16 protein-coding genes are annotated in these 14557 nt (G+C 69.1%); 8 read left to right on the forward strand and 8 right to left on the reverse strand.

The genetic code is table 11. The features are described from left to right. Positions 1-140 precede the first annotated feature (140 nt). Entirely contained in the window at positions 141-1325 is a 1185-nt protein-coding gene (locus AB0M65_RS10530) for a PQQ-dependent sugar dehydrogenase (protein ID WP_364024590.1), read from the forward strand. Positions 1326-1514: 189 nt separating this feature from the next. Further along, positions 1515-2741 carry an SON protein gene (locus tag AB0M65_RS10535; protein ID WP_364024593.1) on the forward strand — a complete coding sequence of 409 codons (1227 nt, stop codon included), beginning with the start codon at positions 1515-1517 and terminating at the stop codon, positions 2739-2741. Between the two features lie 247 nt (positions 2742-2988). Here AB0M65_RS10535 and argG read toward each other — a convergent pair whose 3' ends face one another. Beyond that, positions 2989-4437, reverse strand: a complete 1449-nt coding sequence (argG, locus tag AB0M65_RS10540) for an argininosuccinate synthase (RefSeq protein ID WP_364024596.1) — start codon at positions 4435-4437, stop codon at positions 2989-2991. 709 nt (positions 4438-5146) lie between these two features. Here argG and AB0M65_RS10545 point away from each other — a divergent pair. After that, positions 5147-6712: a molybdopterin-dependent oxidoreductase gene (locus AB0M65_RS10545; protein WP_364024599.1), complete on the forward strand. Its 1566-nt coding sequence runs from the start codon at positions 5147-5149 to the stop codon at positions 6710-6712. Positions 6713-6809: 97 nt separating this feature from the next. Further along, complete coding sequence (locus AB0M65_RS10550) at positions 6810-7481, forward strand: fasciclin domain-containing protein (RefSeq protein ID WP_364024602.1); 672 nt, start codon at positions 6810-6812, stop codon at positions 7479-7481. Positions 7482-7540: 59 nt separating this feature from the next. Here the strand turns inward: AB0M65_RS10550 and AB0M65_RS10555 are convergent, their stop codons facing one another. From AB0M65_RS10555 to AB0M65_RS10580, 6 genes are all read right to left on the reverse strand, one after another. Next, positions 7541-7846 carry a hypothetical protein gene (locus AB0M65_RS10555; protein ID WP_364024605.1) on the reverse strand — a complete coding sequence of 102 codons (306 nt, stop codon included), beginning with the start codon at positions 7844-7846 and terminating at the stop codon, positions 7541-7543. After that, on the reverse strand, positions 7843-8250 hold the full coding sequence (locus AB0M65_RS10560) for an Asp23/Gls24 family envelope stress response protein (protein ID WP_364024608.1): 408 nt from the start codon (positions 8248-8250) through the stop codon (positions 7843-7845). Before AB0M65_RS10560 ends, AB0M65_RS10555 begins: the two co-directional genes overlap by 4 nt. Beyond that, positions 8240-8800: an Asp23/Gls24 family envelope stress response protein gene (locus AB0M65_RS10565; protein WP_364024611.1), complete on the reverse strand. Its 561-nt coding sequence runs from the start codon at positions 8798-8800 to the stop codon at positions 8240-8242. The genes AB0M65_RS10560 and AB0M65_RS10565 overlap by 11 nt, the downstream gene beginning before the upstream one ends. Beyond that, positions 8791-9372 carry a sigma-70 family RNA polymerase sigma factor gene (locus tag AB0M65_RS10570; protein ID WP_364024644.1) on the reverse strand — a complete coding sequence of 194 codons (582 nt, stop codon included), beginning with the start codon at positions 9370-9372 and terminating at the stop codon, positions 8791-8793. The genes AB0M65_RS10565 and AB0M65_RS10570 overlap by 10 nt, the downstream gene beginning before the upstream one ends. A gap of 159 nt (positions 9373-9531) precedes the next feature. Continuing rightward, positions 9532-10710 (reverse strand): FAD-dependent monooxygenase, encoded by a 1179-nt coding sequence (locus AB0M65_RS10575; protein ID WP_364024614.1) that lies wholly within the window; start codon positions 10708-10710, stop codon positions 9532-9534. 59 nt (positions 10711-10769) lie between these two features. Beyond that, entirely contained in the window at positions 10770-11921 is a 1152-nt protein-coding gene (locus tag AB0M65_RS10580) for a CoA transferase (RefSeq protein ID WP_364024617.1), read from the reverse strand. Between the two features lie 14 nt (positions 11922-11935). Here AB0M65_RS10580 and AB0M65_RS10585 point away from each other — a divergent pair, with 14 nt between their 5' ends. Genes AB0M65_RS10585 through AB0M65_RS10600 form a run of 4 tightly spaced genes read left to right on the forward strand, consistent with a single transcriptional unit; the run spans position 11936 to position 14058 of the window. Beyond that, the gene (locus AB0M65_RS10585; RefSeq protein ID WP_364024620.1) at positions 11936-12325 is read left to right on the forward strand and encodes an NAD(P)H-binding protein; all 390 of its coding nucleotides are present in this window, start codon (positions 11936-11938) and stop codon (positions 12323-12325) included. Beyond that, positions 12289-12648, forward strand: a complete 360-nt coding sequence (locus tag AB0M65_RS10590; protein WP_364024623.1) for a hypothetical protein — start codon at positions 12289-12291, stop codon at positions 12646-12648. The genes AB0M65_RS10585 and AB0M65_RS10590 overlap by 37 nt, the downstream gene beginning before the upstream one ends. Positions 12649-12658: 10 nt before the next feature. Beyond that, a complete protein-coding gene (locus AB0M65_RS10595; RefSeq protein ID WP_364024626.1) occupies positions 12659-13807 on the forward strand; it encodes a N(5)-(carboxyethyl)ornithine synthase in 1149 nt (382 codons plus the stop codon). Positions 13808-13845: 38 nt separating this feature from the next. Beyond that, on the forward strand, positions 13846-14058 hold the full coding sequence (locus AB0M65_RS10600; RefSeq protein ID WP_364024629.1) for a hypothetical protein: 213 nt from the start codon (positions 13846-13848) through the stop codon (positions 14056-14058). Between the two features lie 32 nt (positions 14059-14090). Here AB0M65_RS10600 and AB0M65_RS10605 read toward each other — a convergent pair whose 3' ends face one another. Beyond that, a complete protein-coding gene (locus tag AB0M65_RS10605) occupies positions 14091-14366 on the reverse strand; it encodes a hypothetical protein (protein WP_364024632.1) in 276 nt (91 codons plus the stop codon). Positions 14367-14557: the final 191 nt, after the last annotated feature.

Here is a 14557-nt window from a genome sequence, read left to right on the forward strand (position 1 = left end):
CGATCTTGGGCGAGTAGAAGGCGGGCGATCGACGGAAACAAACTCACCGGATGTCGCGGATGGAGGTACCGCCGCTGCTCCGATCACTGTTGAATGAGCCGTGAATTGGACCAGACCATTCATCGGTGATTGGAGTCCACATGACGCGACGGCACCTTCGCCGGGGGTTGTCCCTGGTGGCAGGGCTCGCCTTGGCGGGAGCCCTTCTTCCGACGGCGAGTAGCGCGGAACCCCAGCTGGACAGAGGTGTTCCGCTCGGTGAGCTGACCGCGACGGCGACCCAGGTCGCGTCCGGGCTGGTGAATCCGACGGCGATCACGGCGCTCAACGACGGGAGCGGCCGGATCCTCGTCGTGGAAAAGAGGGGCGTCGTCCGGGTCTACCATCCGAGGACCGGGCTTGCCGCCAGGCCGTTCCTGGACATCAGCGACAAGGTGAACGGGGCGGACGTCGAACGCGGGTTGCTCGGGCTGGTCATCGCCAAGGACAAGCGGGTCTACGTCGCCTACACCCGCAAATCCGACAGCGCGGTGACGCTGTCCCGGGTCCGGCCGGACACCGGCGAGGTCACCGAGCTGCTCAGCCAGCCGCATACCGAGTTCCCCAACCACAACGGTGGTCAGCTGGCGTTCGGTCCGGACGGGTACCTGTACTGGGGGATCGGCGACGGCGGCGGCGGGGGCGATCCGCTGGCCAGCGGGCAGCGGCTGGACACGCTGCTCGGCAAGATCCTGCGCGTCGACGTCAACCGCGCGTGCCGTCCGTTGCGTTACTGCGTCCCGGCGTCCAACCCGTTCGTCGGTGTCGCGGGCGCGCGGCCCGAAATCTGGTCGTACGGTCTGCGTAACCCGTGGCGGTTCTCCTTCGACCCGGCCGACGGGTCGCTGTGGATCGGCGACGTCGGCCAGGGCCGGTTCGAGGAGGTCGACCACCTCGCGGCAGGCAAGGGCGGCGCGAACTTCGGCTGGTCCTGCAAGGAAGGGCCGGTCGTATTCGACCAGACGCGGTGCAAGGACGGCGTGACCTACACCGAGCCCGTCTTCCACTACATCTCCGGCGCCGAGGGCTGCGCGGTGATCGGCGGGTACGTCTACCGGGGCAGAAAGTACGCCTCGCTCGCGGGTGGCACCTATCTCGCGACGGACTTCTGCCAGGGCACGGCCTGGGCCGTGCGCAAGAAGACCGACGGCACCTACGAAAGCGCCCGGATCGGGGAGTTGCCGCTCGACGCCACCACGTTGGGCACCGACCAGAACGGTGAGCTGTACCTGGCCGACGAACGGCCCGGCGGGCTGCACAAGATCTCGTTCGCTCGCAAGGGCTAGCGGACGCCGTCCCCGGCCGCGTCCGCCCGGCGCGGCCGGGGAGGGCCACCGGATCGGCGTTTCATCAAGTTTTCATCATTCCTCCATAGCGTGATGTCGTCTGGTGAAATCAGCGATGGAGGCGACGTGGAGCAAGCATTCCCACCCCCGGGCGGACAGTGGCCGCCGCAGGGTTGGGTCCCTCAACCGGTGCCGGCGCCGCCCGTCCGGAAACCCGGCCGGTGGCTCCTGTTCGGCGGTATCGCCGGACTCGTGGTGGTACTCCTCGCCGGCCTGACGACGTGGCTCCTGTGGCCGTCGAAAGCGGGTCGCGAGCCCTTCGAACAGGCGCTGGCCGGGCTCTCGTCGGCGCCCGCGGTCCGGCACAACACCTCGGCGGTCGGCGGGATGATCAAAACCGACGTCAAGACCACCGCGTACGGCGAGACGTCCGGCACGATCTCCTTCCAGGGCCGGGACATGGAGATCCTGGTGGTCGGCGGCAAGGTCTACTTCAAGGCACCCGACGGCATGGTGCCCGGGTCGCAAGTGGACTCTTCGGCTGCCGAAGGCCTCAAGGACCGCTGGATCACCGGTGAGGAGGCTCTGTTCGGCCCGGTGCTGCAACAGTTCGAGTCGCCGGAGAAGCTCGCCAAACGTTTGCGCGACGCGCTGGAGAAGGCCGACGAGATCGACGGCGACCAGACCGAGACGGTCCGGGACGTCCCGGCGATCAAGGCGAGCACGCCCGCCGGAGACCTGTACGTCTCGAAGGACGCTCCGCACCGCCTGCTTCGCTACTCGGTGAACGTGCCCGGCGGGATGCCGTCCGTCCCGAAAGTGCCGACGATGCCCGGGCCGGAGTCGCGGCCGCAGGTGCCCTCCGGCGGCGGCCTCGGCGAGTCCGATGTGGACGCTCTATCGCCGGAGGAGACGGATGCCGTCTACGAGGTCCTGCTGTCGAACACCCGGAAACTGAGCAGCGCGGTGGACACCAGCGTCCGGTTCGACATGGACGGCGCGGCCACGGTCACCTGTGGTGGCTCCGGCTGCACGGTGACCGCGAACGTGACCAACTCCGCGTCGGCGAACAACGGCGGGAAGGTCACCGGCCAGGTCAACGCCACCATGACGGCGAACGTGACCATCGAAGGCCGCTCAGCGGGCAGCTGCCAGAACTCGGCGAGCCTGCCGATCAACGGCGCCGGTTCGATCAGCTGCGTCAACGGCGGCGCGGGTGGTGTCTTCGCGTCCGTCGAAGCGGAGAAGAAGGCGGACGCGGAAGCGCGGTCGCGGGCCGCGGGCGGGGTGCCGATCCAGTACCAGATCCAGAGCATCGCGGCGGTTTCCGTGCTGGCCAGCGCGATCGGCCAGGTCGAGATCACCCGGCTGGTCGACGAACTTTCGGAACGGCGGTCGAAAGTCGGCGGCAAGTGACCTGGGAAACCGGCCGCCGGTCGCGGTCGGTCGGTCCAGGGTCGAGGAAACTCGACCTTCACACCTTCCCCAAGTACATGAAGGCCCCCTTCCTGTACCTAGGCGCAAGGAAGGGGGCCTTCCTGTACCTCAGGCGAGCAGCTCGCCGGGTAACGCGCAGACCTCGGCGAGCGGGTAAAAAACAGCGCCGGGCGAACGGCTTCGATGCCGCGCGCCCGGCGCTTTCGCGTCCCGTTTTCGTTTCGGGTCAGTCTGTGCCGGATTCGATGGCGGCGTGGTCGAGCAGCTCGTCGTCGCCCGAAGCCTTGCCGCGTGAGGCGATCACCTGCGCGCCGCCGGCGTCCATCGCGCCGATCAGTCCGGTCGACGCGGCCTGCGCGGCACCGATCAGCGTCGGGTGCCCGCCGCCGACCATGCCGAGCCCGGCGTACTGCTCCAGTTTGGCGCGCGAGTCGGCGATGTCGAGGTTGCGCATGGTGAGCTGGCCGATCCGGTCCACCGGGCCGAACGCCGAGTCCTCGGTGCGCTCCATCGACAGCTTGTCCGGGTGGTAGCTGAAGTACGGACCGGTGGTGTCGAGGATCGAGTAGTCCTCGCCGCGCCGCAGCCGCAGGGTGACCTCGCCGGTGACGGCCGCGCCGACCCAGCGCTGCAGCGACTCGCGCAGCATCATGGCCTGCGGGTCAAGCCAGCGGCCTTCGTACATCAGCCTGCCGAGGCGGCGGCCCTCGTTGTGGTAGCTGGCGAGGGTGTCCTCGTTGTGGATCGCGTTGACGAGCCGCTCGTACGCCGCGTGCAGCAGCGCCATGCCGGGGGCCTCGTAGATCCCGCGGCTCTTGGCCTCGATGATCCGGTTCTCGATCTGGTCGGACATGCCGAGCCCGTGCCGCCCGCCGATCGCGTTGGCCTCCAGGACCAGGTCGACCGCGGTGCCGAACTCCTTGCCGTTGATCGTCACCGGACGGCCCTGCTCGAAGCCGATCGTGACGTCTTCGGGCGCGATCTCGACGTCGGCGTCCCAGAACCGCACGCCCATGATCGGGTTGACGATCTCGATACCGGTGTCGAGGTGCTCCAGCGATTTGGCCTCGTGGGTCGCGCCCCAGATGTTCGCGTCCGTGGAGTAGGCCTTCTCGGTGCTGTCGCGGTAGGGGAGGTCGTGGGCCTGCAGCCACTCCGACATCTCCTTGCGGCCGCCGAGTTCGGTGACGAACGCCGCGTCGAGCCACGGCTTGTAGATTCGCAGGGACGGGTTCGCGAGCAGGCCGTAGCGGTAGAACCGCTCGATGTCGTTGCCCTTGAAGGTGGAGCCGTCGCCCCAGATCTGGACGTCGTCCTCGAGCATCGCGCGGACCAGCAGCGTGCCGGTGACCGCGCGGCCGAGCGGGGTGGTGTTGAAGTAGGTGCGGCCGCCGTTGCGGATGTGGAAGGCGCCGCAGGCCAGCGCCGCGAGCCCTTCCTCGACCAGCGCGGCCTTGCAGTCGACGGCACGCGCGATCTCGGCGCCGTAGGCCTTCGCCCGGCCGGGGACCGAGGCGATGTCGGGTTCGTCGTACTGGCCGATGTCGGCGGTGTAGGTGCACGGCACCGCACCCTTTTCGCGCATCCACGCGACCGCTACCGAGGTGTCGAGGCCGCCGGAGAAGGCGATCCCGACGCGTTCGCCGACAGGCAGAGAGGTGAGTACCTTGGACATGATGGAAGTATATGCATAGGTATGTATGACCATGCAAGCCGGGGGTGAGGAGCGCGACCCGGGCGGGGGGTGTCGTGAGTGATTTGGGTCGTTCGGGCCAAGAGTGTCTTGGGTACCTACTGAAATTTGGCTGCGGGGCGGATCGTGGGTCAGGTCCGTGAAGGTCTCTTTGCCTAGGTACAGGAAGGCCCCCTTCCTTGCGCCTAGCGCAAGGAAGGGGGCCTTCACGTACTTGGGGAAGGTGTGAACCGGGCGCCGGTACCGAGCGGGCAGGGTCTCGTAAGTGTTTTGGGTCGTTAGAACGCGCCCGCTCTTGAGCACTGACGCGTCACCTGTGGTGTTGCTCGCGTGAAGTACAGGAAGGCCCCCTTCGTGTACCTAGGCGCAAGGAAGGGGGCCTTCCTGTACTGGGGAAGGTATGAAGGTCGAGTTTCCACGACTGAGCCGCGTGAAGGACCCCTTTCCTCGGCTCAGCCGAGGGAAGGGGTCCTTCACGCGCCACCGTGGCGACTGGTGGTGCCGCTGGGGCTCGTGACGGCCTTCCGAGACGGGTGAGGGGAACCTTGAGGGACTCTGGGTCCCTCAAGAAGTCCTCCAAGGACCGGCCGCTACCCAGCTCACCCGCCGCAGGTACCCGAAACACCCTTCGCTAGAACGACCCAAATCACTCACGACCCTTCCGCGGCCGGACCGGCGCCGAATACCTGGCATGAAGACTTCGCGAGCAAGCCGAGGACGACGTCTCCCGCTGTCCGGGGCGGCAGCGCTCGGTGTGGTGGCGCTCGCCGTGGCCCTCGCCGCCGGTCACCTGGTGGCCGGGTTCATCGGCGCCAACGCCTCCCCGTATCTGGCGGTCGGCAACGGCGCGATCGATCTGACCCCGGTGGAACTCAAGGATTTCGCGGTCCGCACGTTCGGTGTCTACGACAAGCTCGTGCTGCTCGGCGGGATGGCCGTGGTCATGGTGCTCGCCGCCGCGGCGGCGGGGGTGGCGTCGCGGCGGTCGCCTGTCCCGGGGCTGGTGCTGATCGCCGCTTTCGGTCTTCTCGGCGGGTTCGCCGTGTCCCAGCGTCCCGACCTCTCCGCCGTCGCCTTGCTGGCGCCGCTGGCGAGTCTGGTCGCCGGGGTCGGCGTCTTCTTCTGGCTGCACCGCCTCGCCACGGCGCGGACGCTCGCCGCGGAGGAAGCGCCGGGTGGCGAGGCGGCTCCGTCACGCCGGTCGGTGCTGCTGGCAGGCGCCGGTGCGGTGGTGGCCGCGGGGGCGGCCGGGGCGGGCGGGCAGCTGCTCGCCGGGACCCGGGACGCGGAGTCCTCGCGGACGGCGATCGGGGCACTCGTGGCCGCGCGCCCCGCGCCGCCGATCCCGGCCGACGCCGACTTCGCCAAGCTGGGCACGCCGTCGTTCCTCACGTCGAACCGCGATTTCTATCGCGTGGACACGGCCTTGTCCGTACCGCAGGTCCGGGCCGAGGACTGGAGCCTGCGCCTGCACGGCATGGTGCGTAACGAGAAGAAGTTCAGCTACGCCGACATCCGGAACCGGCCGCTGATCGAGCGCACGATCACCATGACGTGCGTGTCCAACGAGGTCGGCGGGACTTATGTGTCCACGGCGAACTTCATCGGCGTGGACCTCGGCGAGCTCTTGCGGGAGGCCGAAGTCCTGCCCGGCGCCGAGCAGATCTTCTCCACCAGCGTCGACGGCTGGACGGCGGGCAGCCCGGTGGTCGCCGCGCTCGATCCGGCGCGGGGCGCGATGCTGGCGATCGGGATGAACGGGGAACCGCTGCCGGTCGAACACGGTTTTCCCGCCAGGATGGTCATTCCCGGTCTCTACGGCTACGTTTCGGCGACCAAATGGGTCAAGGATCTCGAAATCACCACCTGGAAAGCACGCCGGGCCTATTGGCTCGACCGGGGCTGGGGTGAACAGGCCCCGATCAAGACGCAGTCCAGAATCGACAGTCCGAAAGGATTCGAAACGGTACCCGCCGGCAAGGTCCGGGTTTCGGGGATCGCCTGGGCGCAGCACACCGGGATCGCCAAGGTCGAGGTCCGGCTCGGCACCGGTGATTGGCTTCCCGCAACACTTTCCCGTGAGGTGGGCCTCAACACCTGGCGGATGTGGTGGACCGAATTCGACGTCCCGGCCGGTAGCCACCAGGTCGTCGTCCGCGCCGTCGACAAATCCGGCTACACGCAGACCGATGCCCGCGCCGGAACCGTTCCGGACGGGGCGACCGGCCGGCATGTCATCAGTTTCACCGCACGGTGATCGGCGTCACCCGAAAGGGTGCCAATCCGGTTCCGTCGCAGTTCCGAATACCCAGTAAATATCAGGTTCGTCCGTACTGAAAATGGAGTGATCTTTCGTGAGCAAGCTTCGCGTCGCAGGAATCGGTTTCACCGCGGTCGCCGCGCTGGCACTGGCCGCCTGCAGCAGCAACGACACCGCCGCGTCGGGCAGCTCCAGCAGTGCCCCCGCCGCCTCCAGCTCCATGGCCGCCCCGATGTCCAGCGCCGCCTCCGGTGACGGCGTCACCACCAACGCCGACGTCTTCGGTCCGGCCTGTTCGAAGCTGCCGCAGGGCAGTGCGCCGGGTTCGCTGGACTCGATGGGCCCGCAGCCGGTCGCCAGTGCCGCTTCCACCAACCCGCTGCTGACCAAGCTGGTCGCCGCGGTCAAGGCCACCGACCTGGTCGACACCCTCAACAGCCAGCCCGCCATCACCGTGTTCGCCCCGGCGGACCCGGCCTTCGCCGCCCTCGGTGACGCGAAGTTCACCGAGCTCGCGGGCAAGCCCGCCGAGCTGGCCCCGATCCTGCAGTACCACGTCGTCGGCAAGCGCTACGACGCCAAGGGCCTCGAGTCCGCCAAGACGCTGGAGAGCCTGAACACCGCCGGTGGCCCGCTGAAGATCGAGGGCTCCGGCGAGAACATGACCGTCAACGGCGCGAAGGTGCTGTGTGGCAACGTCCCCACCAAGAACGCCACCGTCTTCGTCATCGACAAGGTCCTCACCCCCGGCACCAACAAGAACTAGTCCTCCCGTATGAAAGCGGTGGCCACGCCTTCGGGCGAGGCCACCGCTTTCGTGGTAGGTCAGGGAATCAGCGCACCGGCGTCCACATCGGTCACGACGAGCCGCAGACTCGCGTTCTCCCAAGCCGTTCCGGCCAGCACCGCGCGCAGGACAGCGCCGGCGGCTTCCGTCAGTGGCGGGATCGGCACGGAAAGCGCGACGACCCGGATCTCGACGACGTGCTCGGTGATGTCGACGGCCATCACGTCGAGATCCCACGGCACCGCCGAGGCGGCGGCCGTGGTGGACGGCGTCGCCGCGCGCAGCCCTGGTACTTCGCGGAGCGCGCTGAGCAGCGACGCGGTCAGTTCGGAACGGGCGGTCACAACAGTCCTCCACGGATTTCGATATCCAAAATGGACACCGAGACGGCCGAGGGGGTGAGCCCCGTCGCCTCGGTGACGGCTCGGGTGACCGCGCGCTGGACCGCCTGCGCGGTCGCGGCGGCCTGGTCCAGCCCGGAGAGCGACAGATCGATCTCCACCCGCACGTCCGGCGGGTCGTGCTCGAGGAACGCGCGGACTCCTTCGGTCGGGGCGGGTTCGAGTCCCTTGATCTTCTGCCGCGCGATCCGGGTCAGCGAACCGGCCAGCCCGCGCAGCCCGGGTTCCAGGCGCACCACGCCGGGGACCTTCGCCGCGGCATGCGCGGACACCGCCGCGATCACCGGCGGGGTGATCACCGTTTCGACCAGCCGCGTGGCCGGGGCCTGAGGCTGCTCACGCGTCATAGATGTCCTCCACCACCAGATCGAGCCGGGCGAGGCGGAGGCCGATGCGGGCACCCGCGGCCGCGGTGACCCGTTCCCGGACGACGTCCAGCGAATCGCCGTCGAAATCCCGCGCGATCGCCAGGCGGAGTTCGACGTCCACGGCGAGTTCGTCTTCGGCCGACCGCCGGACCCGGCAATGCCGCGCACGCACGCCGTCGACGGTGTCCGCGGCGAACCGCAGCACGGCCGCGACGGCCTGATCGCTCACCTGGACCTCACCCGGTTCGGCGCTCGCCAGCGGCACCAGTTCCCGGCGGCGCACCTCGGCACGCACCGCGGCCATGATCCGCCCGGTGAGATCCGGCGACGGTTCGGCGTCGTCATCGGCCAGTTCCCTGGTGAGCCCACGCAGCACCCGGAGGCTCTCGTGAGTCGCCCGGCAGTGCGGGCAGTCAAGTTCGTGCGCGTCCGCCCGGCCGGCGTCGACCTCGTCGAGCCGGTCCCAGACCTCTTCCACATCCCGGCCGCACGGCAGCAGGTAGTCCTGGGTCGCGTGGTTCATCGCCATGGCGCCATCACCTCCGCCAACAATGCTCGTGCTCGTGCGATGCGCCCGCGCACCGCCGTGGTGGTCGCCCCGATCGCGTTCGCGATCTCTTCGTAGGAGCGGCCGTGGACTTCGCGCAACAGCCAGCAAGCCCGTTGCTCGGCGGTCAGCTGGTCCAGCGCCTCGGTGAGTGCCGTCAGCTGCGCGGTCGTCTCGGCGGCGAGGTCCGGCCGCCCGGCCGAACCGGCGGACTCCCGCTGGTCCAGTTCGACGTCGGCCACCGGCTTCCTGGCGCGGATGACGTTCAGGCAGCGGTTGGTCGTCGTCCGGTAGAGCCAGCCGACGAAGGCCGCGTCCTCCTGCAGCTGGTCCAGCCGTCGCCAAGCGGTGAGGAACACCTCCTGGACGACGTCCTCGGCGTCCCCCTTGTCGCCGAGCATCCGCAGCGCCAGCCGGTACATCGGTCCCTGGAACCGCAGGACGAGCTGCTCGTACGCGCGAATCTCGCCGTCGCGCGCCCGCGCGACCAGCGTCGCGTCGTCCAGCACCGTCTCACCGGCCGCGGGCACGTCACCTCTCGTCGGCGTCGTCATCCAGCGCACCTGTGCGGTGTCGCCATCCGAAGCTCCCTTCACGCCACCTAGGACACGGCTTCCCCGGAAACGTCACGCGGAAAACCCGGATACCCGATGACCAGCCGACCACGGCCCGCCGGATCGTGCACGCCGAAGTCAGGTGAACACTCCGCGTGCTCAGTTCCGCCGGGCGAGCTGCGGGTAGTCCTCGAGAGTGATGTCGGTGGCGAACTTGTCGGTCATCCACAGCATCGCGCGCAGCATGAACGCGCGGCGGAACATCTGGTTGCGGAGGCTGATGCGTAGTTTCGTCGGCGGTGCGAGGAACGGGCCCGCGTTGGCACCGCGGGTGATCTTCGCGTAGCCGTGGAGCTTCTCGTCGTACCGGCGGAAGGCCACCTCGTGGTTTCCGTTCGCCGCCGCCAGTTCGCCCGCGATGACGTACGCGGCCACGACGGCGAGCCCGGTGCCGAAACCGCCCAGGGTGTTGCCGTAGGCCGAATCGCCGATGAGCGCGACGCGGCCGGTGGAGTAGTGGTCCATCGTGACGCGGCTGATCGAGTCCAGGTAGACGTCGTCCGACCGCTTCACCGCCTCCATCAGTTCCGGCAGCCGCCAGCCACCGCCGTCGAACGCACCCGCGAGAATCTCCTTCTGCTGCGCGGAGTCGTAGCGGTCGTAGGCGATTTCGGGGGAGGCGAACACGAAGAACGCGGATGCCTTGGGCCCGCCGGTGGCGGCGAGGCGTCCGGGTTCGTTGTACATCAGCGATGTGCCGCCGACACCGCGGAAGTCGTCCTGCTCGCCGGTTTCGACGAGGGCGTAGTAGTAGCCGAGGTGCTTCACGTAGTCGGACTCCGGGCCGAACGCCAGCCGCCGCACGGTCGAGTGGATGCCGTCCGCGCCGAAGACGAGGTCGAACCGCCTCGGGGCGCCGCGCTCGAAGGTGACGTCGACGCCGTCGGCCGTTTCGCTCAGTGAAGTGATGGAGTCGCCGAAGACGTACTCGCAGTCCTGCGCCGTGCGTTCGTAGAGGATCTCGGACAGGTCGCCGCGGCGGATCTCGACGTCGCCGCCGGTGAACTCGCCGGGCATGACCGCGAGCGTCCGCTCGGTGGCGTCGATGATGGTCTGGTCGTGGCCGCCGGTCTGGCGCCGGTACACCTCGTCGAGGATGCCCATCCGCTCCAGCACGGTGCGGTGGGTGGCGCCCTTGAAGTCGACCGCCTGGCCGCCGGTGCGCGGTTCCGCCGAGCGTTCGACGACGGTGACCGCGTAACCCTGGCGGGAGAGCCAGTAGGCGAGCGCGGGGCCGGCGATGCCGGCGCCGGAGATGAGGACTGTCCTGTTCGTCATGGGCAGAAGCTTCGCGGCCGTCGTTGACGAAGCACTGACAGTCCGCTGACCGTCGTTCGTCAGCTCCAGCCGGGCAAGGGAAGGGTGAGCTGACCGGGGTCGTCCGGTGGCGCGGTCTCGTACCGGGGCGGGGTCGCCGACAGACCGATCGGATTCCTCGTGAGCCGCACGGACGTGCCGTCGGGCCGGAAAAGGTCGACGGTCGGGTTCAGGCCCAGCCGTTCCGCGAGGGCGAACGCGCCCGCGACGTCGTTGACCTCCCCGGCCGGCACCCCGGCCGCGCTCAGTTCGGCCGCCCACTCGGCGGCCGGGCGGCGGCCGAAGTGCTCTTCCAGCAGCGCGCGGAGTTCGTCGCGATGCTCGACCCGCGCGGGGTTGGTCGCGAACCGGGTCTGCCCCGCCAGTTCCGGCAGGCCGATGACCTCGCACAACGCCGCGAACTGCCGGTCGTTGCCGACGGCCAGCGCGATTTCGTGGTCGGCGCAGGGCACGAGTTCGTACGGGGCGATACTCGGATGCCGGTTGCCCATCCGCGCCGGGACGGCCCCGCCGGAGGTGTACGCGCTGCCCTGGTTGACCAGCGCGGCGAGCAGGCTGGACAGCAGATCGATCTCGACGCGCTGTCCCTCACCGGTCCGGTCGCGGTGGCGGAGGGCGGCGAGGATCCCGACGCTCGCGAACAGCCCGGCCAGCACGTCGACCAGCGCGACGCCGACCTTCTGCGGCTCGCCGCCGGGATCGCCGGTGATGCTCATCAGCCCGCCGACGGCCTGGATCAGCAGGTCGTACCCGGGCAGTGCCGCGCCGCCGCCGGAACCGAACCCCGTGACGGAGCAATAGACCAGCCCGGGATCGGCCGCACACAAGGCGCCGGGGCCGAGGCCGAGCCGGTCCATCACACCGGGCCGGAAGTTTTCGACCACGACGTCGGCGTCCCTTGCCAGCGCGCGGGCCTTGGCGAGGTCGTCCGGATCGCCGAGGTCCAGCGCCACACTCGTCTTGTTCCGGTTCACCGATTGGAAGTACGTCGCCTGGCCGGACGCGTCGTACGGCGGTCCCCAGCTGCGGGTGTCGTCGCCGGTGCCCGGCCGCTCGACCTTGACCACGGTCGCGCCGAGGTCGGCCAGGAGCATGGTGGCGAACGGGCCGGCCAGCACCCGGGAGAAGTCGAGGACGCGCAGTGGTCCGAGCGCGGTGTCCGGTGTCGGCATGCGCCTGACCCTAAGTGGTCGGTTTCGGAGGTGCCTTCGAGGTCTCGACGGCCCAGGTTTCCGCTGGACGTACGGCCGGGGTGAGGTACCGGCAAGCCGACCTCGCGAAGCCGGACGGGCTGAGGTCGGTGTTCGACGGCGCGGACCGGCTTTTCCTCCTGATGTCAGGGGATTTCCTGGCCGCGGGCGGCGATGTCGCGGACGTCGTCTCGGCGGCACGGGACGCCGGTGTGCGGCGGATCGTGCTGCTGTCTTCCCAGGGCGTCGGGAGCGGGCGGCACGCGCCCGCGTTCGAAGAGGCGGTCAAGGCGTCGAGTCCGGAGTGGACAGTGCTGCGGCCGGGAGGGTTCGCTTCCAACGCTTTTCAGTGGGCTCCGGCCACGACGGGCAGTCCTACGTCCTGACCGGGCCCGGGCCGGTCTCGCCCCGGGACCAGGCCGCGGCGCTCGGTGAAACACTGGGCGAGCCGGTGCGGTTCGCCGGACTGACCGAGGACGAAGCCCGCGTGGCGATGCTGGCCTTCATGCCGCCGGTGATCGTGGACGCCACCCTCGCCATCCTCGGCTCGCCGACGGCGGACGAACGGCTGGTGCACCCCGGCGTCGAGCGGGTGCTGGCCGTCCTGGCCGGACCTTCGGCGAGTGGGCGGCACGGAACGCGGCCGCGTTCACCTGAGGTCAGGGTGGGCTGCTCCGCGGGGGCTGTGCTTAAACTGAGGTCTAATTAAGGGGCCCCAAGTGGACCAGCTCACTCTCGGCGTCGTTTCCCGCTCGCGCAAAGAAAACGAGTGGCGGCTTCCGATCCATCCGCGCCATCTCGACCGGATCGACCCCGAACTCCGGAAGTACATCTACCTCGAACACGGCTACGGCGAGCGGTTCGGCATCCCGGACGAGGATCTGGTGCTGCTCGTCGCCGGCCTGCGGTCACGGGAGTGGCTCATCGCACACTGCGACATCATCCTCCTGGCCAAACCACTCGCGGAGGATCTGGCCGAACTCCGGCCGGGGCAGATCCTGTGGGGCTGGCCGCATTGCGTCCAGGACGACAAGATCACCCAGCTGGCCATCGACCGGAAGCTGACCCTCGTCGCCTTCGAGGCGATGAACCACTGGCGGAGCGACGGTTCGTTCGGCCTGCACGTCTTCCACAAGAACAACGAGCTGGCAGGCTATTCCTCGGTCTTGCACGCACTGCAGCTGATCGGCTCGACCGGCGACTACGGCCGCCGTCTCCGCGCCGTCGTGATCGGCTTCGGCGCGACCGCGCGTGGTTCGGTGACGGCGTTGAACGCCCACGGAATCCATGACGTGCACGTGCTCACCCATCGCGGCGTCACCGCGGTCGGTTCGCCGATCCACTCCGCGAACATCGTGCACCTCGACCACGATCTGAAGGGCCCGGCCGATCTCCGCCGCAGCCACGCGATCACCGAGTCGGGCCGCGTCCTGCTGGCGGATTTCCTCGCCGAACACGACATCGTCGTCAACTGTGTGCTGCAGGACACCAACGCCCCGTTGACCTTCCTCATCGAGGAGGATCTCGCCGCGTTCAAAGCGGGCAGCCTGATCGTCGACGTCTCCTGCGACGAAGGCATGGGTTTCGGCTGGGCGAAGCCGACGACGTTCACCGAGCCGACGTTCCCGATCGGCGGCGCCACCTACTACGCCGTCGACCACAGCCCGTCCTATCTCTGGGATTCGGCAACGTGGGAGATCAGCGGCGCGTTGCTGCCGCATCTCAAGCGGATGCTCGGCGGACCAGCCGCCTGGGCCGGCGACGAAACGCTCGACCGGGCCGTCGAGATCAGCGAGGGCAAGATCCGAAACACCGACATCCTGGCCTTCCAGCATCGCTCGCCGGAGTACCCGCACGCGCAGCTGTGAACCCGGCCGGATGAGAAAGTTCTCATCGGCGGCACTGCATGCGAACCCGAATCGTCCAGCCGGCCGTGGCCGCCGCCGTCGTGGTGGCGGCCACCGGCGCGTTCGCCGTGGTCGCGGCCTCGCCACCCGACCTCGGCCCGGCGGTCGTCGCCCCGGCGGGCACAGTGGTTTCCCTGACCAGGACACTGCTCACCGTCGCCGTCATTCTTTCCCATGCCGCCCACTACGACGCCGACTCCGCCGGGACCTGACCGTAACCGTCCACAAGGGACTGAGTGGTCAGCTACCGTGGCCGCGGCGACGGCCGGTCGTCCAGTTCGTCGGTGAGGATCGCGTCGATCCGCAGACCTGCCCGCCGCAGTACCCGGACGCTCGCCCTCAGTAACAACCCGGCCCCGGCGGCGGCCACGGCACCGAGCCCGATGGCGACGGAGTTCGCCACGAGCGCCTCCCTGTACTGATGGGCGAGATACCCCAGGCCCATCCCGATGGTCAGCGTGTCTCCGAGCGCGAGCCACCGGATCCGCTGCACTCGTGGTGCGATCGGTAAGGCTGGCATGGACGTCACCGTCCCCCGCCCGCGCTCGGCGTTGGTCCTTGCAACCTAGACGAGCCGACGCCGTCCCGCGGTGGAAACCAGCTGTTTGGCCTAGGGCGTGTCTGGCAAATCTCGTTCGCGGTCTTCGCGCCCAGGCGGCCCCTGGCGGCGTGGGGGCGGGCGGGACCGCGCCCACGGCGCCCGCGTTCCGC

Source organism: Amycolatopsis sp. NPDC051071 (assembly GCF_040682875.1).
Taxonomy (GTDB): domain Bacteria; phylum Actinomycetota; class Actinomycetes; order Mycobacteriales; family Pseudonocardiaceae; genus Amycolatopsis.

What these genes read in the sequence shown, in the direction of transcription:
- AB0M65_RS10605 (WP_364024632.1), bottom strand. Translation starts at nt 14,366, where the DNA reads ATGCCAGCCTTACCGATCGCACCACGAGTGCAGCGGATCCGGTGGCTC.
- AB0M65_RS10530 (WP_364024590.1), top strand. Translation starts at nt 141, where the DNA reads ATGACGCGACGGCACCTTCGCCGGGGGTTGTCCCTGGTGGCAGGGCTC.
- AB0M65_RS10545 (WP_364024599.1), top strand. Translation starts at nt 5,147, where the DNA reads ATGAAGACTTCGCGAGCAAGCCGAGGACGACGTCTCCCGCTGTCCGGG.
- AB0M65_RS10565 (WP_364024611.1), bottom strand. Translation starts at nt 8,800, where the DNA reads ATGGCGATGAACCACGCGACCCAGGACTACCTGCTGCCGTGCGGCCGG.
- AB0M65_RS10580 (WP_364024617.1), bottom strand. Translation starts at nt 11,921, where the DNA reads ATGCCGACACCGGACACCGCGCTCGGACCACTGCGCGTCCTCGACTTC.
- AB0M65_RS10570 (WP_364024644.1), bottom strand. Translation starts at nt 9,372, where the DNA reads ATGACGACGCCGACGAGAGGTGACGTGCCCGCGGCCGGTGAGACGGTG.
- AB0M65_RS10600 (WP_364024629.1), top strand. Translation starts at nt 13,846, where the DNA reads ATGCGAACCCGAATCGTCCAGCCGGCCGTGGCCGCCGCCGTCGTGGTG.
- argG (WP_364024596.1), bottom strand. Translation starts at nt 4,437, where the DNA reads ATGTCCAAGGTACTCACCTCTCTGCCTGTCGGCGAACGCGTCGGGATC.
- AB0M65_RS10575 (WP_364024614.1), bottom strand. Translation starts at nt 10,710, where the DNA reads ATGACGAACAGGACAGTCCTCATCTCCGGCGCCGGCATCGCCGGCCCC.
- AB0M65_RS10560 (WP_364024608.1), bottom strand. Translation starts at nt 8,250, where the DNA reads ATGACGCGTGAGCAGCCTCAGGCCCCGGCCACGCGGCTGGTCGAAACG.